The sequence below is a fragment of the Pontibacter litorisediminis genome (assembly GCF_029360645.1).
In the GTDB taxonomy this organism is placed as follows: Bacteria; Bacteroidota; Bacteroidia; order Cytophagales; family Hymenobacteraceae; genus Pontibacter; species Pontibacter litorisediminis.
In genome coordinates, this window is the sequence record NZ_JARDUA010000005.1 from 75,746 (window position 1) to 102,601 (window position 26,856).

19 protein-coding genes are annotated in these 26,856 nt (G+C 51.4%); 14 read left to right on the forward strand and 5 right to left on the reverse strand.

Annotated elements, in window-relative coordinates; translation table 11 throughout:
* The first annotated feature begins 225 nt into the window (after positions 1-225).
* The 8 genes from PXG97_RS15925 to PXG97_RS15960 all read left to right on the forward strand — a co-directional run bounded on the left by PXG97_RS15925 (position 226) and on the right by PXG97_RS15960 (position 17,157).
* The gene (locus tag PXG97_RS15925; RefSeq protein ID WP_276498780.1) at positions 226-2,682 is read left to right on the forward strand and encodes a bifunctional UDP-N-acetylmuramoyl-tripeptide:D-alanyl-D-alanine ligase/alanine racemase; all 2,457 of its coding nucleotides are present in this window, start codon (positions 226-228) and stop codon (positions 2,680-2,682) included.
* A 232-nt stretch (positions 2,683-2,914) separates the two neighbouring features.
* Positions 2,915-3,118 carry a FeoA family protein gene (locus PXG97_RS15930; RefSeq protein WP_276498823.1) on the forward strand — a complete coding sequence of 68 codons (204 nt, stop codon included), beginning with the start codon at positions 2,915-2,917 and terminating at the stop codon, positions 3,116-3,118.
* Between the two features lie 7 nt (positions 3,119-3,125).
* On the forward strand, positions 3,126-5,279 hold the full coding sequence (gene feoB, locus PXG97_RS15935; RefSeq protein ID WP_276498781.1) for a ferrous iron transport protein B: 2,154 nt from the start codon (positions 3,126-3,128) through the stop codon (positions 5,277-5,279).
* 732 nt (positions 5,280-6,011) lie between these two features.
* Entirely contained in the window at positions 6,012-9,257 is a 3,246-nt protein-coding gene (locus PXG97_RS15940; RefSeq protein ID WP_276498782.1) for a SusC/RagA family TonB-linked outer membrane protein, read from the forward strand.
* A gap of 10 nt (positions 9,258-9,267) precedes the next feature.
* Entirely contained in the window at positions 9,268-10,704 is a 1,437-nt protein-coding gene (locus tag PXG97_RS15945; RefSeq protein WP_276498783.1) for a SusD/RagB family nutrient-binding outer membrane lipoprotein, read from the forward strand.
* Positions 10,705-11,463: 759 nt separating this feature from the next.
* Positions 11,464-14,712, forward strand: a complete 3,249-nt coding sequence (locus PXG97_RS15950) for a SusC/RagA family TonB-linked outer membrane protein (RefSeq protein WP_276498784.1) — start codon at positions 11,464-11,466, stop codon at positions 14,710-14,712.
* A 31-nt stretch (positions 14,713-14,743) separates the two neighbouring features.
* Positions 14,744-16,171, forward strand: a complete 1,428-nt coding sequence (locus tag PXG97_RS15955; protein WP_276498785.1) for a SusD/RagB family nutrient-binding outer membrane lipoprotein — start codon at positions 14,744-14,746, stop codon at positions 16,169-16,171.
* A gap of 44 nt (positions 16,172-16,215) precedes the next feature.
* Positions 16,216-17,157, forward strand: coding sequence for a BT_3987 domain-containing protein (locus tag PXG97_RS15960; protein ID WP_276498786.1), 942 nt, complete (start codon positions 16,216-16,218; stop codon positions 17,155-17,157).
* A 148-nt stretch (positions 17,158-17,305) separates the two neighbouring features.
* Here the strand turns inward: PXG97_RS15960 and PXG97_RS15965 are convergent, their stop codons facing one another.
* The 5 genes from PXG97_RS15965 to PXG97_RS15985 all read right to left on the reverse strand — a co-directional run bounded on the left by PXG97_RS15965 (position 17,306) and on the right by PXG97_RS15985 (position 21,949).
* Positions 17,306-18,022 (reverse strand): SAM-dependent methyltransferase, encoded by a 717-nt coding sequence (locus PXG97_RS15965; RefSeq protein WP_276498787.1) that lies wholly within the window; start codon positions 18,020-18,022, stop codon positions 17,306-17,308.
* A 204-nt stretch (positions 18,023-18,226) separates the two neighbouring features.
* The gene (locus PXG97_RS15970; protein ID WP_276498788.1) at positions 18,227-18,997 is read right to left on the reverse strand and encodes an alpha/beta fold hydrolase; all 771 of its coding nucleotides are present in this window, start codon (positions 18,995-18,997) and stop codon (positions 18,227-18,229) included.
* 155 nt (positions 18,998-19,152) lie between these two features.
* Positions 19,153-20,205 carry a selenide, water dikinase SelD gene (gene selD, locus PXG97_RS15975; protein WP_276498789.1) on the reverse strand — a complete coding sequence of 351 codons (1,053 nt, stop codon included), beginning with the start codon at positions 20,203-20,205 and terminating at the stop codon, positions 19,153-19,155.
* 1 nt (position 20,206) lies between these two features.
* On the reverse strand, positions 20,207-21,232 hold the full coding sequence (gene mnmH / locus PXG97_RS15980; protein WP_276498790.1) for a tRNA 2-selenouridine(34) synthase MnmH: 1,026 nt from the start codon (positions 21,230-21,232) through the stop codon (positions 20,207-20,209).
* 3 nt (positions 21,233-21,235) lie between these two features.
* Positions 21,236-21,949 (reverse strand): pyridoxine 5'-phosphate synthase, encoded by a 714-nt coding sequence (locus PXG97_RS15985; RefSeq protein WP_276498791.1) that lies wholly within the window; start codon positions 21,947-21,949, stop codon positions 21,236-21,238.
* 161 nt (positions 21,950-22,110) lie between these two features.
* Here PXG97_RS15985 and PXG97_RS15990 point away from each other — a divergent pair, with 161 nt between their 5' ends.
* The 6 genes from PXG97_RS15990 to PXG97_RS16015 all read left to right on the forward strand — a co-directional run bounded on the left by PXG97_RS15990 (position 22,111) and on the right by PXG97_RS16015 (position 26,855).
* Positions 22,111-22,572, forward strand: a complete 462-nt coding sequence (locus PXG97_RS15990) for a GatB/YqeY domain-containing protein (protein WP_276498792.1) — start codon at positions 22,111-22,113, stop codon at positions 22,570-22,572.
* A 128-nt stretch (positions 22,573-22,700) separates the two neighbouring features.
* Entirely contained in the window at positions 22,701-23,219 is a 519-nt protein-coding gene (locus tag PXG97_RS15995) for a CvpA family protein (RefSeq protein WP_276498793.1), read from the forward strand.
* A gap of 176 nt (positions 23,220-23,395) precedes the next feature.
* On the forward strand, positions 23,396-23,965 hold the full coding sequence (locus PXG97_RS16000; RefSeq protein WP_276498794.1) for an anthranilate synthase component II: 570 nt from the start codon (positions 23,396-23,398) through the stop codon (positions 23,963-23,965).
* A gap of 51 nt (positions 23,966-24,016) precedes the next feature.
* Entirely contained in the window at positions 24,017-24,793 is a 777-nt protein-coding gene (locus PXG97_RS16005) for an alpha/beta fold hydrolase (protein ID WP_276498795.1), read from the forward strand.
* The gene (locus tag PXG97_RS16010; RefSeq protein ID WP_276498796.1) at positions 24,790-25,455 is read left to right on the forward strand and encodes a CBS domain-containing protein; all 666 of its coding nucleotides are present in this window, start codon (positions 24,790-24,792) and stop codon (positions 25,453-25,455) included. Before PXG97_RS16005 ends, PXG97_RS16010 begins: the two co-directional genes overlap by 4 nt.
* On the forward strand, positions 25,455-26,855 hold the full coding sequence (locus tag PXG97_RS16015) for a BamA/TamA family outer membrane protein (RefSeq protein ID WP_276498797.1): 1,401 nt from the start codon (positions 25,455-25,457) through the stop codon (positions 26,853-26,855). The genes PXG97_RS16010 and PXG97_RS16015 overlap by 1 nt, the downstream gene beginning before the upstream one ends.
* Position 26,856: the final 1 nt, after the last annotated feature.

Consider the following 26,856-nt stretch of genomic DNA (forward strand, 5'->3'; position numbering starts at 1 on the left):
GGTTGTTGATTACTAATAGTTAATCGTTGGAAGATTGATTTGCTGCTTGGTTAAATTGTTTAGGTCAGGGGTAGCAGGAGGCGCAGGATGGCTTTTCAGCCTTACTCACTCATTCAGAATCCCTAAACTCTCTAACTCTTAAGCTCTGCTAACTTTCTAACCCGCTAACTTTTTAACTTCCTAACTTCCCCGCCTATCTTTGGCCCGAAGTATAAACTACTCCCCATGCTCACGTTTCAGCAGCTACAAAGTATAACCCAGGGCGACCTGGTGCAGTTCACGCAGCCACTGCCCCTTGTGCACCTGCTCACCGACAGCCGTAAGCTCTCGCAGCCGGCAGGCTCGGTGTTTTTTGCCATCAAAGGCAAGTATAACGACGGCCACAGGTACCTGCCGCAACTGTATGCGCAGGGCGTTAGGCAGTTTGTGCTGGAGCAGGGAGAGGCGGAGCAGCTGAAGCAGCTTTACCCGGAGGCGAATATTTTGCAGGTAGAAAGCAGCCTGGCGGCGCTGCAAAAGCTGGCGGCGTGGCACCGGGCGCAGTTCGCTATACCGGTTATCGGCATTACGGGCAGCAACGGCAAAACCATTGTAAAGGAGTGGCTGTCGCAGCTGCTGAGCCCGGATGAAATGGTGGTGAAGAGCCCGCGCAGCTACAATTCGCAGCTGGGGGTGCCGCTGAGCGTGTGGCAACTGCAGCCAAACCATACTTTGGGCATTTTTGAGGCGGGCATCTCACAGCCCGGCGAGATGGAAAAGCTGCAGGCCGTCATTCGCCCAACCCTTGGCATCTTCACCAACATCGGCAGCGCCCACGACGAAGGCTTTGCCTCGCGCGAGCAGAAGGTAAAGGAGAAGCTGAAGCTGTTTACGGAAGCGGAGCTGCTTTTTTACTGTGCTGACTACGACCTGCTGCACCAGGCGGTGCAGGTGCATCCTATAAACTCCTTTACCTGGAGCCGCCAGCATCCGGAGGCCGACTTGTTCATCAACGCGACCACCACCGCGGGGCATAAAACCATTGTGGTGTATACTTTTGAGGGGCAGAAGCAGCGCCTGGCCATTCCTTTCACCGACGAGGCATCTGTAGAAAACGCCATCCACTGCCTGGCGGTACTGCTGCACCGCCGCCTGCCGCTCTCCGAACTACAGGACCGCCTCGACCGCCTGCACCCGGTGGCCATGCGCCTGGAGATGAAGGAGGCCATCAACGGTTGCTACCTCATCGACGATACCTACAACAACGATCTCGCCGGCCTGGCTATCGCCCTGGACCTGCAGGCAAGCCAGCCGCAGCGGGGGCAACACACGCTTATACTTTCCGATGTGCTGGAGTCGGGCCTACCGGAAAAGCAACTGTACCAAAAGGTGGCAGCGCTGGTGCAGGCGCATAACGTGCAGCGCCTGATTGGCGTTGGTTCCACCATCAGCAAGTATGGCCATCTTTTTACCAAGGCTGAGTTTTATACTTCCACTGCTGATTTCCTGAAAGCCTTCAGGCCGGAGGCTTTCAAAAATGAGGTGATCCTGGTGAAGGGCGCGCGCGTGTTCGGGTTTGAGAAGATCGTGCAGGCTTTTCAGCAGAAGGTGCACGGCACGGTGCTGGAGGTAAACCTGGATGCGCTGGTGCATAACTTAAACTTCTACCGCTCCAAATTGGCCCCGGACACCAAGCTGATGGTGATGGTGAAGGCATTCGCCTATGGCAGCGGCAGCTTTGAGGTGGCCAACCTGCTGCAGTTCCACCGGGCGGATTACTTGGCCGTGGCCTATGTGGATGAGGGCGTGGCCCTGCGCGAGAACGGCATCACGCTGCCCATCATGGTCATGAACCCATCCCTCGACAGTTTCCTGAAGCTGCGGCAGTACCACCTGGAGCCGGAAATCTATTCGCTGGAGCAGCTAAGCGCCTTTGTGGCGGTACTGGAACCGGACGTAAAGTATAAAATACACCTGAAGCTGGATACCGGTATGCACCGGCTCGGCTTTGAGGAGGAGGACTTTGAAGCACTGTTCTCTTTGCTGGAGCAGCACCCGCAGGTGCAGGTGGCCAGTACCTTCAGCCACCTGGCCGGCGCCGACGAAGCCATCCACAACGATTTCTCGCAGCTGCAGATCAGGCGGTTTAGAAGTATGGCGGCAGAGCTGGAAGGGCGGCTGAAGTATAATGTCATTAAGCATATTCTTAACTCGGCGGGCATTGTGCGTTTTCCGGAGCACCAGCTGGATATGGTGCGGCTGGGCATCGGCATCTACGGCGTGGAGGCCACTGGCTCGGAGCAGGAGGCGCTGCGGCCGGTGAGCACGCTAAAAACCATGGTTTCCCAGGTAAAAAGTATAAAACAAGGCGATACCGTAGGCTACAGCCGGAAAGGCATCGCCACCACCGACAGAACCACCGCCACCATTGCCATTGGCTACGCCGACGGCTACGACCGCCGCTTCAGCAACGGGGTGGGGCAGGTGCTCATCAACGGGCGCCGGTGCCCCATCATCGGCAACGTGTGCATGGATATGTGCATGGTAGACGTAACGGGCGTAGCCGTAAAAGCCGGAGACGCTGTCACCGTGTTTGGCCCGGAGCTGACGCTGGTGGAGCTGGCGCATCGCATCGGTACCATTCCATACGAACTCCTCACCAACGTCAGCACCCGGGTGAAGCGGGTTTTCTATTCGGAGTAAGGGTTTTTGCGCAGAGCAGGTAAAAGGAAGGAGTTAAAAAGCTCTTATGGTTTTTTTTAGCAATTGCTTTAGTGTCAGCTTGGTACATCTGCGGGTTTTCTAATTCTCAATTCTTTTGCTTTAAAGTTGAACACCTCGTAACTTGCAGTTGTTTATAAACAGTCTAAATAAAGAGAGGTAACCGGTGCAACACAGAGCAGAAGAGCATATAGGGCGCAAGTCTGTGCGCGACATGAAAATAGGGGAGCGCGGCGTGATTTGCTGCCTGAAAGACCCCGAAATGGGCCTGAAACTGCTTGAAATGGGATGTTTGCCCGGCACAGAGGTAAAACTGAATAGCCGTGCCCCGCTCGGCGACCCCATCACCATCATTGTGAACGACTATACCCTCTCCCTGCGCTTAGACGAAGCCGAGACTATATTACTCAAGCAGTAGATTTCTGATGACTGTAGCTACCCAACCTGAGATAAAGCAGGCAGAGCGTATTTCTGCCAAGCCGGAAGAGGTGAAAATCGCCTTGGTCGGCAACCCGAACTCTGGCAAAACATCGTTATTTAACCAGCTTACCGGCCTTAACCAAAAGGTGGGTAACTTCCCGGGGGTTACAGTTGATAAGAAGACTGGCTATACTCAGCTTACGCCTGCCATCAGGGCGGAGATTATTGACTTGCCGGGCACGTATAGCCTGTACCCTAAATCTTTGGATGAGCGGGTGATAACTGACCTGCTCTATGATCCAACCTCTAGGCACTTCCCGGACCTGGTTATCCTTACCGCCGATGCCTCTAACCTGAAGCGCAACCTGCTGCTGTTTACCCAGCTGGCCGACCTGCAGTTACCAGCGGTGCTGGCCCTGAACATGGTGGACGTGGCCGAGCAGGAGGGCGTGAAGATTGATGTGGAGGCGCTACAGCGTGAGCTGGGGGTGCCGGTAATCCCTATGAATGCCCGCAAAGGCATTGGGGTGGCCGCCCTTAAGATCGTAATGACGCAGCACCTGAGCGCACCGGAGAAGCCGTTCTATTCCATTCCAACCGATCTGCAACCGCTGCTGCAAAGTATAAAAAGCCGATTTGGCCTAAGTAACGATTACCTGGCCCTGCAGTATGCCCACCAGTACAAGAGCCTGAAATTCCTGAAAGAGGAGGAAATGGCTTGGCTGGGCGAGCAGCTGGAGAAGGCGGGCTTCAGGTCCAATGCGCGGCAGGCGGATGAGACTATCGCCCGCTACACCCGCATTAACGAGCTGCTGTTGGATGCCGTGCGCGTGGAGAAGGCCGACAAAGATGAGAAGTTCAGCAACCGCTTGGACCAGGTCCTGACGCATAAGGTGTTCGGCTACCTCATCTTCTTTGCTATACTCTTCCTCATCTTCCAGGCCATCTTTGCCTGGGCAAGTTACCCGATGGACCTGATCGACGGGGGTATTGCTGCCCTGAACACCCTCATTCAGGAAAACTTCAGCGGACCGCTGGTGAACCTGCTCACAGAGGGGGTGCTGGCTGGTCTGGGAGGCGTGCTGGTATTCGTGCCGCAGATTGCCATCCTGTTTGCCTTTATCGCCATACTGGAGGAGACCGGCTATATGGCCCGTGTTACCTTTATGATGGACAAGATCATGCGCAAGTTCGGCCTGAACGGTAAAAGCGTGGTGCCACTGATCTCGGGCGTGGCCTGTGCCGTGCCGGCGGTAATGTCGGCGCGAACGATCGAGAACTGGAAAGACCGCATGATCACCATTTTCGTGACGCCGTTGATGAGTTGCTCGGCCCGCATTCCGGTATACACGGTGCTGATTGCGCTGGTGGTGCCGGAGGTATATTACTTCGGATTTCTCAACCTGCAGGGCTTGGTGCTGATGGGCCTGTACCTGATCGGCTTCCTGGCGGCAGTGCTTTCTGCCTGGCTCCTGAAGGTGATATTGAAAGCCCGAGAGCGCAGCTACTTCATTATGGAGTTTCCCACCTATAAGATGCCGCGCTGGAAAAACGTAGGGCTTACGATCGTGGAGAAGGTGAAAGCCTTCGTGTTCGAGGCCGGTAAAGTGATTGTGGCTATTTCGATCATACTTTGGGTGCTGGCCTCTTACGGCCCTGGCGACAGTTTTGAGCGTGCCGAAGCGCAGGCGCTCAGGGAGGCGCAGGCAGAGGGGTTGAACGCGGAGCAGATCGAAAATAGAATTGCCTCACATCAGCTAGAGTCATCTTACGCCGGTGTGGTGGGGCGCACCATAGAGCCTGTCATCAGGCCGCTAGGCTATGATTGGAAGATAGGTATAGCCTTGTTAACCTCCTTTGCCGCCCGTGAGGTGTTTGTGGGCACCATGTCTACTATCTATAGTATAGGCGAGGAGGAAAATGTAACTACCATCAAGGAAAAGCTGATGTCGGAGAAAGACGCTAACGGCGACCCGTTCTTTACGCCGGCGCGTAGCTTCTCGCTCATGATCTTCTACCTTTTCGCCATGCAATGCGTGAGCACGCTGGCCATTGTGCGCCGCGAGACCAAGAGCTGGACCTGGCCAGCCGCCCAGTTGCTTTACATGAGTGGCCTGGCTTACGTCATGGCTTTTATCACCTACCAGCTTTTTAGCTAAACCAAGTATACAGAAAGTTAACCCAAGAGCCCGGAGGTAACAGTTTACCTCCGGGCTCTTGGGTTTTGGATAAAACCTACAATGTTTACGTCTATTCTGTTTTAAAGCCTTCCCCTAGCATCCCGATCTAGTTATTAAAGAAACAATAAATAGCCATAATATGCTTTTTATTCGTATAATATTACTATAGAGGCGTGGGTTTGAGTGAGTATGGCATAAAATAGCCTAAGCTGCTTCTGAAGCTAATATCTATTTAATATTTTATTTTAAAATACTGATTTATAGATATTTATGTTTTGGTGTGAGTTTGGGTTCGCTGCTGTGAAAAAGGGTTGAGAGGGCTGTGAACCTGATAATTTAGACGAAATTATACTTTTTTTATATTTTCTTCCTGCGCAACCATAATGATACCGTGTACTATGAAAACAGCTATACTTATTTTCCTCGTGTCAGCCTTGCACCATTCATGTCCTCCTGATGCCGGGTAAACTGCGTTAGGTCCGCTTTAAAGGTTCATTACAGCTAAATAAGATCAAGCAAAGCAGAGGGCAATCTGACGGCTTTGTATGTAATAGATTGTTTAACTGCCAGGCGGTCACATTGCTATCGCCTGAGCTTCTACCACCTCTCCTAAACGCTTCACAGTTGCCTTCCACCGTCTTGTGTGTTCTCCTGACGCCTCTATTACCTAAACAACTTTAGTAATCTTCTCACTTTAACTACAACACTACAATGAAGAGAATTCTATTCCTGAGTCTCTTGCTTGTGACAGTCCTGTTGCACCAGGCCATGGCACAGGTGAGGACCGTCACTGGTAGAGTAACGGATGCTACTACCAGCCAGCCATTGCCGGGTGTTACCGTACTGGTAAAAGGCACCACGGTGGGTACCGCTACCTCGGCGGATGGCACCTACTCTGTGAACGTGCCCGAGGGCAGCAATACATTGATGTTTAGATTTATCGGCTACGAAAATGTGGAGCGCAGCGTCGGGAATGCCTCTACGGTCGATGTGGCGCTTTCGCCGGATACAGAACAACTGCAGGAGGTGGTGGTAACTGCCTTGGGTATTGAGCGCAATAGGAACGAGCTGGCTTATTCGGCACAGCAGGTTAGCGGCGAACAGATCACCCGAACAAGGTCCGCAGACTTTGTTAACACGCTTTCGGGCAAGGTGGCTGGTCTGGATATCCGCACCAACAACACCATGGGTGGTTCTACCAACGTGGTTATCCGCGGTTATTCCTCTATCACGGGTAATAACCAGGCGCTTTTCGTGATAGACGGCGTGCCAGTGAGCAACGCCAACAACAACACAAGCACAAGGGTAGCGCAGCAGAACCCTGATTTTGGTAACCAGCAGGCAGGTGGTGTAGGCACAGACTGGGGTAACGCCGCCGCCGACCTGAATCCGGACAACATCGAGTCGGTGAACGTGCTGAAAGGTGCGGCGGCAACAGCCCTGTATGGCTCCCGCGCAGCCAACGGCGTTATCATGATTACTACGAAAAAGGGCAGAAAGAACAGCCTGAACGTGACCATCAACAGCGGGGTGACCTGGAGCCAGATTGATGAGAGCACCTTTATCAGATACCAGAAAGAGTATGGCGCTGGTTATCTTCAGCAGTTCCGTACAGCTCGGGATTTAGGTAGCGGGGAGGCCCCCGTGGTAAGGTTTCAGGATGATGCCTCCTATGGCCCAAGGTTCGATCCAAACCTGCAGGTATACCAGTGGGACGCCATTGACCCTTTCCACCCCAACTTCGGCCAGACAAGGCCATGGGTAGCAGCCGACAATGACCCAAGCACCTTCTATGAAACAGGTGTTAACTCCAACCAAAGCGTGGTGGTTAACGGCGGTGGTGACAAGACAACTTTTAACCTGGGCTACACCCGCAATGACATAAAAGGTAACTTGCCTAACAGCACCATCGACAAAGACCTCTTTAACTTTAACGGCTCTTACGAGGCGACCGACAGGTTGACGGTAGCCGCCTCTGCCAACTATGCCCGTACGGTAGCTGTCGGTAGGTATGGCACAGGCTACAATGGCCGTAACCCGAACCAGGCGTTCAGGCAATGGTGGCAAACCAACGTGGACATTGAGGAGCAGCGGGAGGCGTACTTCCGAAACCGCCAGAACATCACCTGGAACTGGAACAGCACCAACACAGGCCCTATTTACACCGATAACCCGTACTGGTCGCGTTACGAGAACTACTCCAACGATAGCAGGGATAACTTCTATGGCTATGCCACTGCCACCTATAAGTTTACAGACTGGTTTAACTTGATGGGTAGGGCAGCCTTTAACACCACCACCGATATGCAGGAAGAGCGTGTAGCCGTGGGAAGTGCGGACGTGAGTCAGTATGCACGGTTCAACCGGGAGTTCAACGAAGCTAACTTTGACCTCATTGCCAACTTCAACAAGGACCTCACCGAGAACATCAGCTTTACAGGCCTGCTGGGCTCCAACCTGCGCAGGAGCCGCATGAACTCTATAAGGGCGACCACGAACGGCGGCCTTGTTGTGCCCCGTTTGTATGCCCTGTCAAACTCCGCCAACCCTCCTACACCTCCCTTTGAGGAAGGCGAGCGCATCGGTGTGGACGGCATCTTTGCCAATGCCAACTTTGGCTACAAAGAAATGGCGTTCATCGAGCTCTCTGCACGCCGGGATAAGTCTACCACCCTGCCCGAGGATGAAAACTCGTTCTTCTACCCAGCGGTGGCCGCCAACGTGGTTTTCTCAAACTTACTGGATTTGGACTGGCTAAACCATGGCAAGGTTCGGGTAAACTATGCCGAGGTAGGTAACGATGCGCCGGCACTGAGTATATTTGATGTGTATGATAAGCCGACGAGCTATGGCAACACACCGCTCTTCTCGCTTCCCAACATCAAGAACAATGAGAACCTGAAGCCTGAAAGGTCAAAAAGCTTCGAAACCGGCCTGGAGGCAGAGTTCTTCAACGGCCTGTTTGGTTTTGACTTCACCTGGTATACTTCCAAAACTGTGGACCAAATCATTCCTGTAAGTACCACTGCGGCTTCGGGCTACACCCAGCGCTTCGTGAACGCGGGCGAGGTGGAGAACAAGGGCATTGAGGTGGCAGCGTTCGTTACACCTGTGCAAACACAGAACATTACCTGGACCGTGAACCTAAACTTCTCGCGCAATAGAAACGAGGTGCTGAGTTTGTATGAGGATGTGCAGAACATTCCGCTGCAAAACTTTCAGGGTGGTGTTTCGCTCAATGCGGCGGTAGGTTATCCTTATGGTGTTATCAGAGGCAACGACTTTGTGTACACGAATGGGCAAAGAACCGTTAACGCAGACGGATATTACCTGACTACCCCGGGTGCCAACGCCATCATCGGCGACCCTAACCCGGACTGGCTGGGAGGCGTGAACAACTCACTGACTTACCGGGGTATAACGCTTGCCTTCCTGGTTGACATACGCCACGGGGGCGATGTCTTCTCGCTGGACCAGTGGTACGGAGAGGCCACAGGTTTGTATCCGCACACGGCCGGACTGAATGATAAAGGTAATCCATCCCGACTTCCGGTTGCGGAAGGTGGGGGCATCCTCTTACCGGGTGTGAAGGAGGACGGCAGCCCGAACGATGTCTATGCTGAGAACCAGAATGGCAACGGCCTGACTCCGTTTGGCTATGCGGCGAACAACTTCTCTGGTGCCCCAAGGGCCTGGTATGTGTACGACGGAAGCTTTGTGAAGCTTAGGGAGCTAGCCTTAACCTATGCGTTGCCACAAAACATAATCCAAAACATCGGCTTTATAAAGGGTATAGACCTGCAGCTGATAGGCCGTAACCTGTGGATCATTCATAAGAACATGAAGTATTCTGATCCGGAAGAGGGCATTAGCTCCGGCAACGCAGGCAGAGGCTACCAGAGTGGCGCGTATCCTGCCATCAAAACCTACGGTTTCAATGTTAGACTAAATTTTTAAGAACTAGAAGATGAAAAGGATTCTTATATGCCTGCTCTCCATGGTGCTGGTGGCATCATGCGTAGATGACCTGGATGACTACAACGTTGATCCGAAGCGAACGTCAGAGGCGCCGCCTGTTACATTGTTTACAAATGCCGTCCTAAGCCTGTCTGACGCGCTGACGACACCCGATGTAAACTATAACAACTACAGGTTTTATGTGCAGCACTGGACCTCCACGCAATACCTGGACGAGCCAAGGTACAACATGACCTCCCGCCTGATTCCGCAGAACATGTGGCAGGAACTGTACCGGGATGTGTTGGCAGACCTGAAGGAGGCCAAACAACTGGTAACAGAGGATGAGTTTCTGGAAGCAGAGGTTAAAAACAACCAGTTGGCGCAAATAGAGATGATGGAGGTGTACACCTGGTTCGTGATTGTGACCACCTGGGGAGATGTGCCCTATACAGAGGCGCTCGACCCAACCAACTCGTTGCCAGCCTACGATGATGCGCGTACTATCTACAACGACCTTATCACTCGGCTTAATACCGCCATCGGGCTGGTAGACCCTGCCGCCTCCGGGTTTGAGGAAGGAGACGTGTTTTACAATGGGGACATGAGCCAATGGTTGAAGTTCGGCAACTCTTTAAAGCTGAAGATGGGAATGGTGCTCGCCGATGTTGACCCTGGCCAGGCTGCAACGATTGTAGCAGAGGCTGCTCCTAATGTATTTACAAGCAATGCAGACAATGCAGTTTTCCCTTATCTGAGTGCGCCACCGAACAACAACCCGATCTCGGACAACGTGCTGGGGCCATTCACTTCCAGAGAGGATTATGTTGCCGCCAATACCTTGGTTGACATCATGAATGAGCTGGATGACCCAAGGAGGCCAGAGTACTTTACAGATGTAGATGGGGAGTTTATCGGCGGTATATACGGCTATGAGAACAACTACTCGAATTTCTCTACGGTGAGTGAGAAAATCGCTGATCCTACCTTTGAGGCGCTGCTGCTGGATTACTCAGAGGTTGAGTTCTTACTGGCAGAGGGTGTGGAAAGAGGCTTTAACGTGGCAGGGACAGCCGAGGAACACTACAACAATGGCGTTACAGCATCCATTACGTACTGGGGTCGATCAGTAGAAGAGGCTAACGCTTACCTAGCTCAGCCTGAGGTAAACTATAGCACCGCCCCTGGCGATTGGCGGCAAAAAATCGGTACACAGAAATGGATTGCGTTCTATAACCGTGGCTTCGATGCCTGGTTGTCGTGGCGCAGGCTGGATGCTCCTGACCTGCAGCCTCCGGCTATAGAGGGAGCCGCTCAGTTAACCATTCCAAAGCGCCTGATTTACCCCATCAACGAGCAGACGCTCAACCCGGAAAACCGAGCGGCCGCTGCATCCGCAATTGGCGGCGATGAGGCAAGTACCCGCCTTTTCTGGGATGTTCAGTAAGGTGCTCTATGTAATTATGAAGTAAAATACTAGGTAGTAGTCTTCTTCATTGGAAAAGGCTCCCGGTTTCCGGGAGCCTTTTATTTTAGGCTTACCTTAACTATAGTTGGAAACCGACGTTTATTGCTTTGGATTATCTGTATCAAACTATTATTAATTGCTTGGATAATGCTATTAATGTTTGCCTTCAAGAACAACAGGGAACTTTATCCTAAAGGGAGTATGGCGTTTGGGTAGAGTGGCAGTTGGCTCCTGCTGCTTCCGAGGCAAATATTGAATAAACAAAGTTGGTGCAAATGATTAAAACATGCTTCTTAAACTATCATGATGTAAATTTAAGCTGTTATGGTACAGTTAATATTCAAAAATTAGATAATAGGTTTGTTAATATGATAGCTTTTTAATAAACTTGTTAAAACATATCTCACCTTAAACAAACATTGTATGGTAAACTATTTACTCATTGTAGCTCCACCCCTGTGGTGCTGTACACATCCTTCCTTCAATTCATATAAAACTTCATAGCTGCTGCGCTTTAGAAGGGTGCAGGTGCCTCCTCTGCATTGATTATGCTGAGCTGAGGTATCTATAACATAACCTCAAAAGCTGCCTGTCTTTGGTTGCTGCAGATAGCGGGCTATTGTCTGCTGTCTGTATGTGCAGCAGTGTATCCGCATGCTTCTGAGTTTCTGTTAAAGCTTGTTGTTTATAAGTTTTTTTATATTTTTTACCTAAACTCTCACTTTAAACTTAAACACAATGAAGAAAATTCTATTCCTGAGTCTCTTGCTTGTGACGGCCTTGTTACACCAGGCCATGGCACAGGTTAGGGCTATTACTGGTAGAGTTACAGATGCTGCTACCAGCCAGCCGTTGCCAGGCGTAACTGTACTGGTGAAAGGCACTAATACTGGTACTGCTACAGCAGCAGACGGTAGCTATTCTATCAATGTGCCTGAAGGAGGCAACACCCTTGTCTTTAGATTTATTGGTTATGATGTAGTAGAACGGGCTATTGGGTCTGCTGAGACTATAAACGTAGAGATGGGGACTGCATCTCAGCAACTATCTGAAGTAGTTGTTACAGGTGCTTATGGTACTACTCGTACTGCTCGCTCTACTGCCAATAATGCGCAGGTTGTAAACGCTGAGCAACTGAACGTTATTCGTCAGCCAAGTGTAAACAACGCGCTGGCGGGTAAAGTGGCTGGTGTACAGGTAAGAAGCCAATCAGCTGCTGCTCTGGGAAGACAGTCTGAGGTAAGATTAAGAGGTACTTCCGGATTCGGTTTAGGTTCAGGGGCCCTTTACATTGTAGACGGTACCATACTACCAAACGCTGAAGATATCAACATGGATGATATCGAGAGTGTTACTGTATTACAAGGCCCTGCAGCTGCTGCACAATTCGGTTCTCAGGCCGCAAACGGTGCCATCGTGATGACACTGAAGAAAGGTAGAAAACAGCCTGGTGTAGGTGTTACCTTGAATATGGGTGCCATGTTTGAGAAAGCTTATATTATGCCAAACTACCAGAACTCCTATGCGGGTGGTGCCTTTAGCGACCTGGTGAAGTACAACTGGAAAGACGGTGATCCGGAAGAGTGGAAAGCGTTGGACGGTAAATACTACCACGATTACAGCGATGACGCCAGCTGGGGGCCAAGAATGGTTGGTCAGGAATATATTCCTTGGTATGCATGGTATGGTGGCCACAGCCGTTCTTACCAGACTGCAAAACTGAATCCGCAGCCAGACAATGCTAGAGATTATTTTAACACAGGTGTAAGCCTTAACAATTCGGTTACTCTAAGCACAGGTACGGATAACCTAGCATTTAAATTAACCTATGGTAATCAGGATGTTAAAGGTTTGATCCCGAACTCAAGCCTAAACAAAAACACGCTTAACATTAAAACTTCATACGAGCTAAATAAGCATTTCGAAGCTTCGGCTAACATTAACTATGTTAATACAAAGCTGAAAGGTGAAATTGATGATGCTTATTCTAACCAAACTACAGGTTCATTCAGCCAATGGTTCCACAGAAACTTGGACATGGGAATTATGAAGGAGCTTCGTGGCCTGACTACACCGGACGGAATCTACGCAAGCTGGAACAAAGCTAACCCAGGTAGCTATGACCCGGCTAACGAAAGGGCCTTCTATGCTGGTAACTACTGGTATAACTTCTATACATATTATGATTTAGTTGACCAGGTGAACCAGCGTGATCGTTTGTTTGGAGACATTGCTTTAACATACAAAGTGAACGACGACCTTCGTTTCACGGCTACATACCGTAAGCAGCAAAATACCGTGTTTGGAGAGTCTAAGTATAGCTCACAACTAGCACTTAGTGGCCTGCAGACAACTGGTAACAATCCATTTGCCAGAGGCTACTATGGTACCTCAAATTCATACTCTAACAGAAGAAACATAGAGTTTGTAGGTTCTTATACGAAGCAGATCGGAGACTTCAGTTTAGAGGCTAACGCAGGTGCTGACTTCTTTAGATGGGTAAACAAGTATAATGGGGCATCAACCAATCAAGGCTTGAACGTTCCGGATCTGTTCACTATCTCTAACTCAGTTAATGAGCCTTCTATCTTGAATGACAGAATTGAAGAAGCTTACAATGCTGCTTTCGTAAAATCAACTTTTGGCTGGAAGAACCTCCTGTTTGCAGAAGTAACCCTCCGTAATGACTGGTTCTCTACGCTGCCAGCGGAAGATAACGATGTACTTTCTAAGTCTTTTGGCGCTTCCTTTGTGTTCAGTGACCTTATTAGTGATTCTTATGAATGGATAAGCTATGGTAAACTGAGAGGGTCATGGGGTGAAGTACCAAAAGCTTTGGGCGCTACAAACGAGACTTTCGGAGCATATGTGTACCCGGGCTTTGCCTACAGTGTAGGCCAATTTAAGTGGGGTAACAACTTCCTAATGTCTACACCTAACCAGCTTGTTGACCCTAATATCAAAGGTTCAGTTGTGTCTATGGGAGAAATTGGTTTAGACATGAGCTTCCTGCAGAACCGTTTCGGTTTCCAGTTTACTTACTTCGAGGGCGCAGAAAAAGACTTCCCTTATCCACTGGTTACAAATGGTGCTAGCGGTTATACATCGCTTTATACCAACATTGGTGAGATTAGCAAAAAAGGTATAGAGTTACAGGTTAATGGTATGCCGATCAACTCTGATAAATTTACTTGGGATATTACTGGTACCTGGGCTAATTTGATTGAAAACGACATCGTTGAGCTTGCTCCAGGTGTAACGCAGACTCCTGGTATACAAGGAGTATGGGGTACTACCATGCCATACCTGGTACATACTGAAGGAGAGCGTTGGGGACAACTAGTAGGTAACGGTATCAAGCGAATTGATGGCAAGCCGGTGCTGAACGATGACGGCTCTTATGTAAACGACCCTAATGTGAACTTTGGCAGCGTGCTTCCGCAGCATACAGGTGGTGTTCAAAACTCCTTCACGCTTTTCAGAGACTTCACTATCAATGCTAACATCGACTACCAGGTAGGTGGTAAATTCGTTTCGCTTTCTAACATGTGGGGTAGCTACAGTGGTCTGACTGCCCGTACTGCCCGCACTAATGAAAAAGGAAACCCTATCAGGGATGCCGTAGCAGACGGCGGTGGTGTGCACGTAGTAGGTGTTAACGAAGAAGGGCAGGACGTGGATTACTGGGTAGAAGCTCAGGATTACTACCATGGCTTGTATGGTTCACTGGCATTCGATGAATTCGTTTACGACCTGACATTTGTTAAGCTGAGAGAACTTTCTGTAGGGTATAGAATCCCTGTTGACAAGCTGAACTTGGGTAATGTTATTCAGAATGCTCATTTCTCAATTGTTTCTAGAAACCCAGTGTTGATCTACGCGAAGACAAAAGACTTCGATCCTTCAGAGGTGTCTGCTGTAGCCGGTGAAACCGGTCAGTTGCCAGGTACTAGAGGCTTAGGTTTCAACTTGAGAATCCAATTTTAAAAAGAGAGAATACATTTAATACTCAGAAATAATGAAAAAGAAATATATATACGCATTTGCTGCACTTCTCATGTGGGGAGTGTCGGGATGTGAGCTCATGAGCGATTTTGATGATACGAATCAGAACCCGGCAGCAACAACAGAGCCAATTCTGAGCGCTTTGTTAACGAACGTTGGCGCACAGCTGGGAGGATATGCAAGCGAGACTCGACCAAGTCTTTATGCACAATATTTCTCAGAAACTCAGTATCCTGAGGCCTCTTTGTACAGCACGCCTCAGCTATCTTTCACAGGGCATTATTCAGGCCCGTTAATGGATCTTCAGGATATTATTAACAGAAGTGAGAGTAATAACATGACGCAGGTAGCCAGAATTTTACAGCAGTACATATTCTGGACTGTAACTGATAGATGGGGCGATGTTCCTTACAGCGAGGCGCTGCAGGGTAATCCTACTCCTAAGTATGATAGCCAGGAAGAAATTTATAAAGGCATGATCGCCACGCTTGAAGAGGCCGTGAACGCTATGGATAACTCCCCAATTACAGGTGATGTGATCTATGGTGGTGACGTTGCTGCCTGGAAGAAAGCTGCAAACTCTATGAGAATGATGATGGCGCTGCGTCTTTCACTGGTGTATCCCGATGCAGGAGGTTATGCCGCATCACAATTCAAAGCAGCTCTTAACCACCCAGCCGGTATCATTACAACCAATGCAGAAAACTTTGATATTGATTATCCTGGTGGTAACTTCCCTAGCAACTGGTGGTCGCTGTACAATGGACGTAATGACTTTGCTGAAAGCAAAACCATGACAGACCTATTGGCAACATTTGGTGATACCAGACAAGAAGCATTTGGTGGAGCGGCGCATGCTGAAGGTAATACCGAAACTTCAAATGTAGGCGTTCCTTATGGCTACAAGCGCGAGACAGTTACAGCCTTCACAGATGCCAACACCAACTGGGCGCGCGTGCTGAGAGGTGATTTTAGAAGACAGAACAGTACTGTTACCTTGATAGGCGCTGCCGACGTGACTCTAGCTAGAGCTGAGGCTGCTGACTACGGCTGGACTGGTGAAGACCTTCAGGCGCTGTATATACAAGGCATTACACAGTCTTTCCAGATGTGGGGATACACTCCCTCGACGAGTTACTTTACTCAAAATGGTGTAGCCCTTACTGCTGCGGCAGGAACTGGTGCTAACCTAAAGCAAATCGCTACGCAGCGCTACATCGCAGCTTATCCAAATGGTTTGCAAGCCTGGAGTATCTGGCGTAAAACAGGTTTCCCTGCTCTAACACCAGCTCCTGATGCAGTAAACAGCTCTAAACAGATTCCGACTCGTTATGTGTATGCATCTTCTGAGTATACAACTAATGAGGCAGCTGTTAAGGCGGCAGTGGCTAACTTGCCAGGAGGCGATACCCAGGATTCCAAAGTGTGGTGGGATCGATAGGATAACTGTTGATTTATTAATCAAAGATTTTAATTCATAAAAATATGACACGTAGAATTTTAGGATACCTACTGTTTCTAGTAGCTTTCTCCGGCACGTTATCGTCATGTATCGACGAGGAGTTTGAGGAGTTGGGCGACGCAGGAAAGACCTTTGTAAAAACAATGGAGAAATCAGCCATGTTCTTCAGCCCGTTTGAGGACGTGAAGAAGGTTGATGCTTTCAGTATCAGACGTGATGCTCACTCCAGCTCATCACTGCAGCAGTCTGCAACAGTAAAAATAGTACCGGATGCAGAGCTGCTGCCTGAGGGCTTTGAGCTGCTGCCAGAGGAGTATTATACCGTTGACGAAAAATCTGGCTTTACAAAGTCAGGGAATGGTTATACTGCAACGTTCAATAGCGGTGATTTTGCAAGAGAGTTTACTATACACCTGGATGGTAGCAAGTGGACTGACCTAAGCAAAAAGTACGCTCTGGCTTTCAGAATAGAGGATGCCGGTGGCTTGCCAGTTGCAGCTGGCAAAGAAACAGTAGTTGCTCAGCTCGCCATCAAGAACAAGTATGATGGCATGTATGAAATGACAGGTACAATGAGCGATGTAGTTGCTCCAAACCTTACTGGTGCGTATCCTCTAAATGTAGAGCTACATACTATGTCAGAAAACTCCGTTGCTCTATTTGACACGGATGTTTGGGGAGACTATTTCCATACTATTATGAATGGAGACAGCTACTCAGGATATGGCGGATTTGCTCCAATCTTTACTATGGACGAAGAGGGTAATGTAATTAGCGTTACTAACTACTATGGCCAGCCTGCCCCTAATGGAAGAGCTGCAATGTTAGACCCATCAGGTGTGAATAAATTTACAGTTGATGAGGAGGAAGGAACTAAGACACTAGAAGTAAGCTATATCATGGTACAAGCTGGTGCCCCACGTACCTTCTTCACAGAGACTTTCACTTTCAAAGGTGATAGGTAATAGCTAAAAAATAAAGTAGATAGATTAGAATACTAGGTAGTAGTCTTCTTCATTGGATAAAGGCCCTCGGTTTCCGGGGGCCTTTTCTTTTACACGCAAAAAAGCCCCGACCCATACTTTGAGCCGGGGCTTTTTTGCCAACCGGTGATTACTTGTAAATTAGGAACACCGCCGGCTGCTTGTGTATGTCTGGCAGCTTACCGCGCCACTGGCTGATGCTTTTGGTCTGGATAAACTCCTGCTCCGGGGAGGTGATGTTGGCGGCGATGCAGAGCTTGGTGTCCGGGTGGAGAGTAGAGAGCAGGTCTTCGAGCAGCTTGTTGTTGCGGTAAGGCGTTTCCATGAAGATCTGGGTCTGGTTGCGCTGCTGCATCTCCTTCTCCAGCTGGCGCAGTGCCTGTAGCCTGTCGCGCTTTTCTATGGGCAGGTAACCGTGGAAGCAGAATTGCTGTCCGTTAAAGCCACTGGCCATCAAACTTAGAAGTATAGCCGATGGGCCGGCGAAGGGAATAACCTTTATACTTTTCTGATGCGCATACTTTACCACCTCGGCTCCTGGGTCAGCCACGCCGGGGCAGCCAGCCTCTGAGATAATGCCGGCGTCAATCCCTTGCTCCAGCAACGGTTTTAGAGAAGCCTGCACCTGTGCCGGCGAGGCATCCTTGTCCACCTGCACAAACTGCAGCTGCTCTATCACCAGCTCCGGGCAAATGCTTTTTACATAGCGGCGGGCGGTGCGCAGGTTCTCCACGATAAAGTAGGTCAGGTGCTGTACCGTTTCCTTTACCTGCGGCGAGATCACCTGGTCTTGTGTTCCATCAGCAAGTATGGTGGGTATTAGGTATAATGTGCCGGTCTTTTTCATAGCGCAAAGGTAATTACATTGTTGAATTGCTTACTTCTTAAATTGTTGGGAGTGGCTGCAAATAAAAACTGCCACAGCTTTGGAGGCGGTGGCAGCTTTTGTTGAAATCACGATTATTAAGATGAGCAGTAAGGCTTAAAAGTTAGAGCGTAGCAAAATGCTATACTTTATCCAGGTGCTCTTTTATCCTGTCAGTCCTAGTCCCTAGTCTGTATCCAGGAACCTGGTAACAAGCTCGTATACCTCGTCCGGCGCCTCGGCGTGCACCCAGTGGCCCGCGTTGGGGATAGTCTCTACCTCTACCAGGGTAAACAGATGCTCAATGCTGCCGTAAATATCCTCCTGCTTGATATAACGGGACCTGCCGCCTTTTATGAAAAGCGCGTGCTTTTTGAACGGCACATCAGCGGTGATAGCAGCGGCTATATGCTCGTAGTTTTTTTCAATGGCATCCAGGTTCATGCGCCAGCCAAAAGTGTTGTCCTCCTTGCGGTAGAGGTTCTTCATCAGGAACAAACGCACTTCCTGCTCACTTATGCTTTTTGCCAGTTGCTCATCAATTTCACCTCGGCTCGTGGCTTTGCTCAGGTCCACCGACTGCAGCGCCTCTATGATCTCGTCGTGGTGCGGTGGGTAAGCTTTAGGGGCAATGTCCACCACAATCAGTTTGGTAAGGCGGGTTGGGTACTTCAGCGCATACTTCATGGCCACCTTACCACCCATTGAATGGCCCATGATGGCGGGCGTCGAAATCTGCAGCTCGTCCACCAGGCGCAGCACGTCATCGGCCATGGCATCGTAGTTATGCTCTTCGTTGTGGGGGGAGCGGCCGTGGTTGCGGAGGTCTACCAGAAATACGTTGTAATGCTCCGCCAGGCGCTTAGCAAGGGTGGCCCAGTTATCCAATGTGCCAAACAGGCCGTGCAGAATCAGCAGCGGCTGGCCATGGCCCATTTCCTTATAGTGTAGTTTCATGTATGTCAGCGGTTAATTATCAATTAACAATTATCAGGTAAAGCTTACGGAAGTATAGGCTAAGTTGGTTGATGAAGACAGGAGATAGGTTCATTAAACTATGTTTGTCCTCAATGGCCACTTAGGAAGCTTTTCTGGGTGACAAAAGATTTAATCTAAAGTACCTTGATCAGCTTTTCGCTCTCCCGCTCCTTCAGCACGCCCAGCGGCTCCAGCTGTAGATTATACTTCCTAAATACCTGCAGCACTTCTTCACGTCCGGCTGGGTCAACAGCCACCAACAGGCCGCCGCTGGTTTGCGGGTCGCAGAGCAGGTGTTTCTGATTTGGGGTGAGCGCTGCTATTTTGTGGCCGTAGCTGTCGAAGTTGCGGTGGGTGCCGCCGGGTATAGCTTTCTGCGCCAGGTATTCCAGCGCCTCAGGTATCACCGGTACTTGATCAAAGTATACTTCGGCGTTTAGGTTGCTGCCCTCGCACATCTCCGAGAGGTGGCCCAGCAGCCCAAAGCCCGTCACGTCGGTCATGGCTTTTACCTGGGGCAACTGGCCTAGCTCTGCGCCTATCTTGTTCAGCTGCATCATCTGCTGCGGGGCCAGGTGCGCGTGCTCCGGCTTCAGTATAGCCTTTTTCTGGGCCGTGGAAAGAATGCCTACGCCGAGCGGTTTGGTTAAGTACAGCTCGCAGCCGGCGGTGGCGGTGTCGTTACGTTTCAGGTTCGGGATGTCGAGCAGGCCGGTTACGGCCAGGCCAAAGATAGGCTCAGGGCTGTCGATGCTGTGGCCGCCGGCTAAGGGTATGCCTGCCTCGTGGCAGATGCTGCGGCTCCCTTCTATCACCAGTTTGGCCACCTCAGGGGCCAGTTTATCTATGGGCCAGCCTAGTACGGCAATGGCCATCATCGGGGTACCGCCCATGGCATACACATCCGAAATAGCGTTTGCCGACGCGATCCTGCCAAAGTCGTAGGCATCGTCCACTATCGGCATGAAGAAGTCGGTGGTGCTGATAACGGCGCGGTTGTTCCCGATGTCATACACAGCGGCATCGTCGCGGGAGCTGTTGCCCACCAACAGACGCTTTTCCTCTGGGTAAGTAACATCTGAGTGCAGGATGGCATCCAGCACTTTGGGCGATATCTTGCAGCCGCAGCCGGCGCCGTGGCTGTATTGGGTAAGTTTTATAGGTTGGGCAGTTGTCGTCTCTTCCATGTTAAAGCAGCTTATGTTGTTTTGCAAACGCCACCACCAGGGCAGCGTTTTCTTCGGGATTTAAACCAGGCAGTTCCAGCGGCAGCACCTGCTGCTTTTTGGCCAGGTCGTAGGTATAGGCTTTGTCGTAGTAGGAGAGGGCGATGCTCACCATTTTCTCCATGTCACCTGCCTCAATGGCGACTATCGCTTCTTTGGTAGCCAGGCCGCCGAGGCGCTTCCTTATCCTAAGTATAGAGGCCTCCAGTACGCTTTTCTCGGTGCGGCAGTACTCGTGCGCCAGTTTCTGTACCCGTAGCTGGCGTGGCACCTGCAGGACAACGGTAGGGGCTTGCTGCATTCGGTCGAAGAGCGGCTTGGGCATCTGTACACGGCCTATACTTAAACTCTCGTCTTCCAGCCACAGCGGCTGCTCCTGGTTTAGCTTCAGGAGCTCCATTCCCAGCAGGTTCTCGAAATGCTCTGTGCTGGGTTGCGGCGGCATGCCTATACTTCCAAAGGCAGAGCCTTTGTGGCTGGCTAACCCCTCCAGGTCTACAGTTTGCTGACCGAGCTGCTGCAGGTGGGGCAGCAGGTCTGTCTTACCGCTGCCGGTGAGGCCGCTCAGTACCAGCAGCCTGCGTGGCTTCTCAAACTGCTCGTGCATCAGGCGGCGGTATGCCTTATAGCCTCCTTTCAGCAAGTGTACTTTATAGCCCGAGAAGCCCAGCAACCAGGCCATGGCGCTACTGCGCATGCCCCCGCGCCAGCAGTGCACCAGCAGTTCTTTGTCTTTGGCCAACTGCTCCGCCTCCTGCACAAACCGCGACATCTTCGGCCCGAACAAATCAAGGCCGATTAGCACCGCCGGGTCGTGGCCCTGCTGTTTGTAGGCAGTGCCCACCACGGCACGTTCGGCATCATCAAAAATTGGAAAGGAGTGCGCCGACGGGATGTGACCCACGGCATACTCTTTGGGAGCCCGCACATCCAGCACGGGCAGCTGCTCGGCTTTCTGCAGAAACTCTTGTATGCTGATGCTGTTCATCGCTTACTTCAGCTGGCGCAGGTACAGCTGTATCGTGTTTTCCAGGCCAAAGTATAAGGCATCGCAGATCAGGGCGTGGCCGATGCTCACCTCCAACAGTCCTGGCAGTGTTTCCTTCAGGTACTTGAGGTTGTCCAGGTCCAGGTCGTGGCCGGCGTTCAGGCCAAGGCCGAACTCCTGTGCCTTCTGTGCCGCTTTTAAGAAGGGTGCAATGGCTTTCTCCCGATCCTGGTGGTAGCCAACGGCATAGGTCTCCGTGTATAGCTCCACGCGGTCTGTGTCCACCAAGGCGGCGCCCTCTATCATCCCCTCGTCCGGGTTCACGAAAATGGAGGTGCGGATGCCGTGCTCCTTTAAATCAAGGATCACATCGGTCAGGAAATCCTTGTGCCGGATGGTGTCCCAACCGGCGTTGGAAGTAATGGCGTCGGGTGCGTCGGGTACGAGAGTAGCCTGCGCGGGGCGCACTTCCTTAACCAGTTTCAGGAACTCTGGCGTGGGATTTCCCTCGATGTTGAATTCAGTGGTTACCACCTCCTTCAGGTCGTACACATCGCGGTAGCGAATGTGGCGCTCGTCGGGGCGCGGGTGCACCGTGATGCCCTGTGCGCCGAAGCGCTCGCAGTCTTTGGCCGCCTGCACTACATTTGGCCTGTCGCCGCCGCGGGCGTTCCGCAGCGTGGCTATTTTGTTTATATTTACACTCAGTTTCGTCATGGCGCTGTTCCTGGGCCTGGGCCCTATTTCATCTTACGTAAATAGAATGACTAAATTAGTGGAATTTTGTTTAAGATGACAGCCTGCTGCGGCAGCCGCACAAGCAGGCAGCCACGTAAGCATAAGCACTTCAACCAGATAAAAGTATAAATCGAAAAACTATGACTCTAAAACAACGCGTTGACGCCGACATCAAACAGGCGATGTTGGCTAAAGATAAAGCCCGCCTGCAGGCCCTAAGAAGTATAAAGTCTCAGATCATGCTGGCCGAGACCGAGAAAGGCGGCACTGAAGGCATAGACCCTGCCACCGAGATGAAGCTGCTGACCAAGGCCGCCAAGCAACGCCGCGAGTCGGCGGAGCTCTACGCCCAGCAGGGCCGTGCCGACCTGGAGCAGGTGGAGCTGGCAGAGCTGGCCGTGATTGAGGAGTACCTGCCCAAGCAGTTGGACGAGGGAGACCTGCGCACCCGCTTGGTAGAGATTATCCAGCGTGTAGGCGCAACCGGCCCGTCCGACATGGGCAAGGTGATGGGTGTGGCCACCAAAGAGCTAGCCGGGCAGGCCGATGGGCGCGCGATCTCACAGACCGTGGGCGAGCTGCTGAATAACACCGATTTTTAAAGTATAACTGGCAGCTGTTGCCGCTCTCCTTCCGCGGCGGTAACAGCTGTAACTCTTAGGCAGCTGATGGCATGGCTATAGGTGCCTAAAAAGTATGAAGTATTGCTACTTCCACCCTTTTTATAGATATGAGTACGTTTGATTTTTTTCTGGCGATCCCAATTGCCTATGGTGCCTTTATGGGCTTCCGGAAAGGGCTGCTGCTAGAGCTGGTGTCGTTGGTGGCGCTGGTGCTGGCCATACTAGGCGGCCTGAAACTACTGGACACAGCCCTGCCCCTGATGGCGGGCTTTATTGGCGATGCACACGGCCTGTTGCCGTACGTAACATTCCTGGTGGTGTTCGTGGGCATTATCCTGCTCATTCACCTGGGCGGCCTGTTGCTCAAGAAAGTGATCGACTTCACGCCGTTTGGTCTGTTCGACAACGTGCTGGGGAGCATACTAGGAGCCCTGAAGTGGTGCCTGGCCCTGAGCCTGCTGCTCTACGTATCGGAAATGGCGGGCATCAGTGTCTCAAAAGATACGGCAGATGCCTCTATGGTGTACCCGGTGGTGCTTAAAACCACGCCCTACGCCCTCGACATCCTGAGCTATGTGCTCCCGTTCATCAAGGCGCTCATTACCTCGCTGCGGCAACACTTTTAAGAATTTAGGAGTTGGGGAGTTAGAACGTTTAGGAGTTAATCATGTAAAGTATAAGTGTTTGTTTTACCCTACAGGTAAATAAATTTTAAAAGCTACTGCAGCAAAGTATAAACCGATTGTAACTTTTCGCACTCCTAAACTCTCTAACTCCTAAACTCCCAAATTCTTTAACTCCCATGCTTCTCCTGCTCGATAACTTCGACTCGTTTACCTATAACCTGGTGGATTACTTTGGTAGGCTGGGGGTGGAGGTGCAGGTGGTGCGCAACGATGTGCCGCTGCAGGAACTGCAGAAGCTGCCCATAGCAGCAGTGGTGTTGTCGCCGGGACCAGGCACGCCCGAGGGAGCCGGGAGCATGATGGAGGTGATCCGCTACTACCACAGCCGCGTGCCGATGCTAGGTATTTGCCTGGGGCACCAGGCGCTGGGCGAGTTCTTTGGGGCGAAACTGGAGAAGGGGCTAAAGCCGATGCACGGCAAGATCTCAGAGATAACCTGTGAGCAGGATCCGATTTTTGATGGGTTGCTGGCAAGCATGCCCGTGGTACGCTATCACTCGCTGGTGCTGCGCCACACACCCGAAAGTATAAAGCCCTTGGCACACACGCAGGAGGGCGAATTGATGGCCTTTCGCCACAGGGAGCTGCCGCTGTACGCGCTGCAGTTCCACCCGGAGGCGGCCCTTACTACTTATGGGCTACAGATGCTCCAAAATTGGCTTACAATTGCTAATATTGCACGTTAACTCTATCCTTAGAGGCAAAAACACGTTTCTTTTATAAAGTTTTTTCGATTCATGGATTTACAAGTCAAACAAGAAGGAGAATATCAGTATATTGATGAGGGAGAAGGAGAAGTGCTGCTGTTGCTGCACGGGCTTTTCGGAGCGCTCAGTAACTGGAACGGCGTTGTAGACCATTTCTCGAAAAACTACCGTGTGGTTATCCCCCTGATGCCGATCTATGAAATGGCCCTGCACAAGGCGGGCGTGCCGGGGTTGGTAAATTTTGTGGAAGGCTTCGTGAAGTTCAAGAAACTAAAAGAACTGACACTGCTGGGCAACTCGCTGGGCGGCCATGTGGGGCTGGTTTATACTTTGAACAACCCAAGCATGGTGAAGCGCCTGGTGCTGACCGGCAGCTCCGGCCTGTTCGAAGACTCCATGGGCGGCTCCTTTCCGAAGCGCGGCAACTATGAGTATGTGGAGGAACGCGTGGGCTACACGTTCTATGACCCGAAAACAGCCACCAAGGAGCTGGTGGACGAGGTATTCTCCATCACCAACAGCAATGCCAAGTGCCTGCGTATTATCGCAATCGCCAAGTCGGCGCAGCGACACAACATGGCCAAGGATATCACAAACATTAAGGTGCCTACGTTGTTAATCTGGGGGTTGAACGACACGATCACTCCGCCTCTTGTGGCCTATGAGTTTAACAGGCTCATCGAGAACTCCGAGTTATACTTTATCGATAAGTGCGGACATGCGCCAATGATGGAACATCCGGAGAAGTTTAACAGTATCTTAGAGAAATATTTAGAGAGAACACCGATAACCGTCTCATCCGTATGATCGCAGAAGAACTCATCAACCAAATGATTCCGCCGCTGAAGCTCTACGACACCGTGGACAAGGCTTTGCGCTGGATGGATGAGTTCCGCGTAAATGAGCTGCCGGTGGTAAGCAACCGCAAGTACATGGGCCTTGCCACGGAGCTGAACCTGATTGAGCTGCCCGACCGTGTCCGCCAGCTAAAGGATCTGGAGCTGGAGTACAAGGAGGTGCACGTGCAGGGAAACCAGCACTTCTACGATGTGATGGAGGCCGCCATCAAGAACAAGATACAGGTGGTGCCCGTGCTCGACGAGGAGCAGGACTACATGGGCGTGATCACCATAAACGATACCTTGGCAGCCTTTGGGCAGATGTCGGCCCTGCAAGGCAACGGAAGTATATTGGTGCTCTCCATGGCCGAGCGCGACTATTCGTTGAGCCAGATCAGCCGCCTGATAGAGGAGGAGAACGTGAAGATACTGAGCGCCTATGTCTCGCCGGACGAACTCGACCCCTACAAGATAAAGCTGACGCTGAAGCTTAATACCACCGACCTAAGCCGCATTATCGCCACTTTGGAGCGCTTCGAGTACCGCATCACGGCTCAGTTTAACGACAATACCGAGTATGACGTGGGCCGCGACCGCCTCGATATGCTCTTCAAGTACCTCGACCTCTAATGCCAGCGCAAATGCCGTTGCGCGTTTTCCTGCTTATACTTATACTTTTTTCCGGAGCCGCCGTGCTGGCCGACCCCTGCGCCGTCCCTGCCGTGGTGGTGGCTGATATCAGCCTTGCAGGCAACGAGACCACCAAAAGCCAGGTCATGCTGCGCGAGCTCACTTTTGCCCCTGGCGATACCGTGCCGGCCGAAGCGCTGGAGCCGCTGCTGCAGGAGAACCAAACGCGCCTGCTCAACCTGCGCCTCTTTCACCACGTGAACTATACTTACACCTGCTCCGATGGGCAGGTGCGGGTGCAATATGAGGTGCAGGAGCGCTTTTACCTGTATCCCATCCCCATCTTCGACTTTGCCGACCGTAACTTTAACGCCTGGCTGGAGAAAAAAGACTGGAGCCGGATAGATTACGGCCTGAACCTGGTGCGCCGCAACTTCAGGGGGCGCAACGAAGAGGTGCGCGTGCGGGTGCAGCGGGGTTTCAACAAGCGCCTGGAGCTGGGTTACCGCATTCCTTACATTTGGCGCAGGCACAACCTCGGCGCCGATTTCTCGGTAGCCGACTACCGCAGCCGCACCATCAGTTACACCAATCTAAACAACAAGCAGCGTTTTTTTGAGCAGGAGAGCGGCATGCCTATCCGGCGCACCTCCGTATCGGCAGCACTGGTGCACCGGCAGAACGTGCAGCGGCAGTCGGGGCTGCGGCTCTCCTTTCTTGATGAGCACATCTCCGACTCCGTAACGCTGCTGAACCCCGACTACTACCGCAATGCGGAGCAGGAGCGGCAGTACCTGCGGCTGGAGCTCTACCGGGTTGTCAACCGCCGGAACGATTTCGCTTACCCCACGGCAGGTAGTTATTTCGAAGCGATTCTTTCCCAGACGATGTTTTTAAAGAACTCAGGCGCTCCGTTTACCGCCGCGCGCGCCAAGTACGTTCAGTACGTGCCGCTTTCAGAAAAATATACCTATATGGCGGGAGCGGAGGGGCAGCTGCGATTGGCCGGCCGGCATGCCTTCGCCGATAACATAGCCCTGGGCTATCGCTCCTATGTGCGTGGTTATGAACTGTACGTGGTGGGGGGGCAGCATTACGGGCTTTTTAAGCAGGGCCTTTCCAGGCAAGTGCTGGATATTCAAAGTATAAACCTTACATTTATAGATAACCCGAAGTTCAACCGCATCCCGCTGGCGCTCTACCTTAATGCGTTTACAGATGCCGGCTACGTGGTGGATAATGTTTTCGAGAAGCAGAACCCGCTTACCAACCGCCTCTTGCTGGGCAGCGGTCTGGGGCTGCACGCGGTAACTTTTTACGATATAGTGCTGCGGCTGGAGTATACCCTGAACCGCGAAGGAGACAGAGGGATGTACTTTAGCGCGAGGTTTCCTTTTTAAT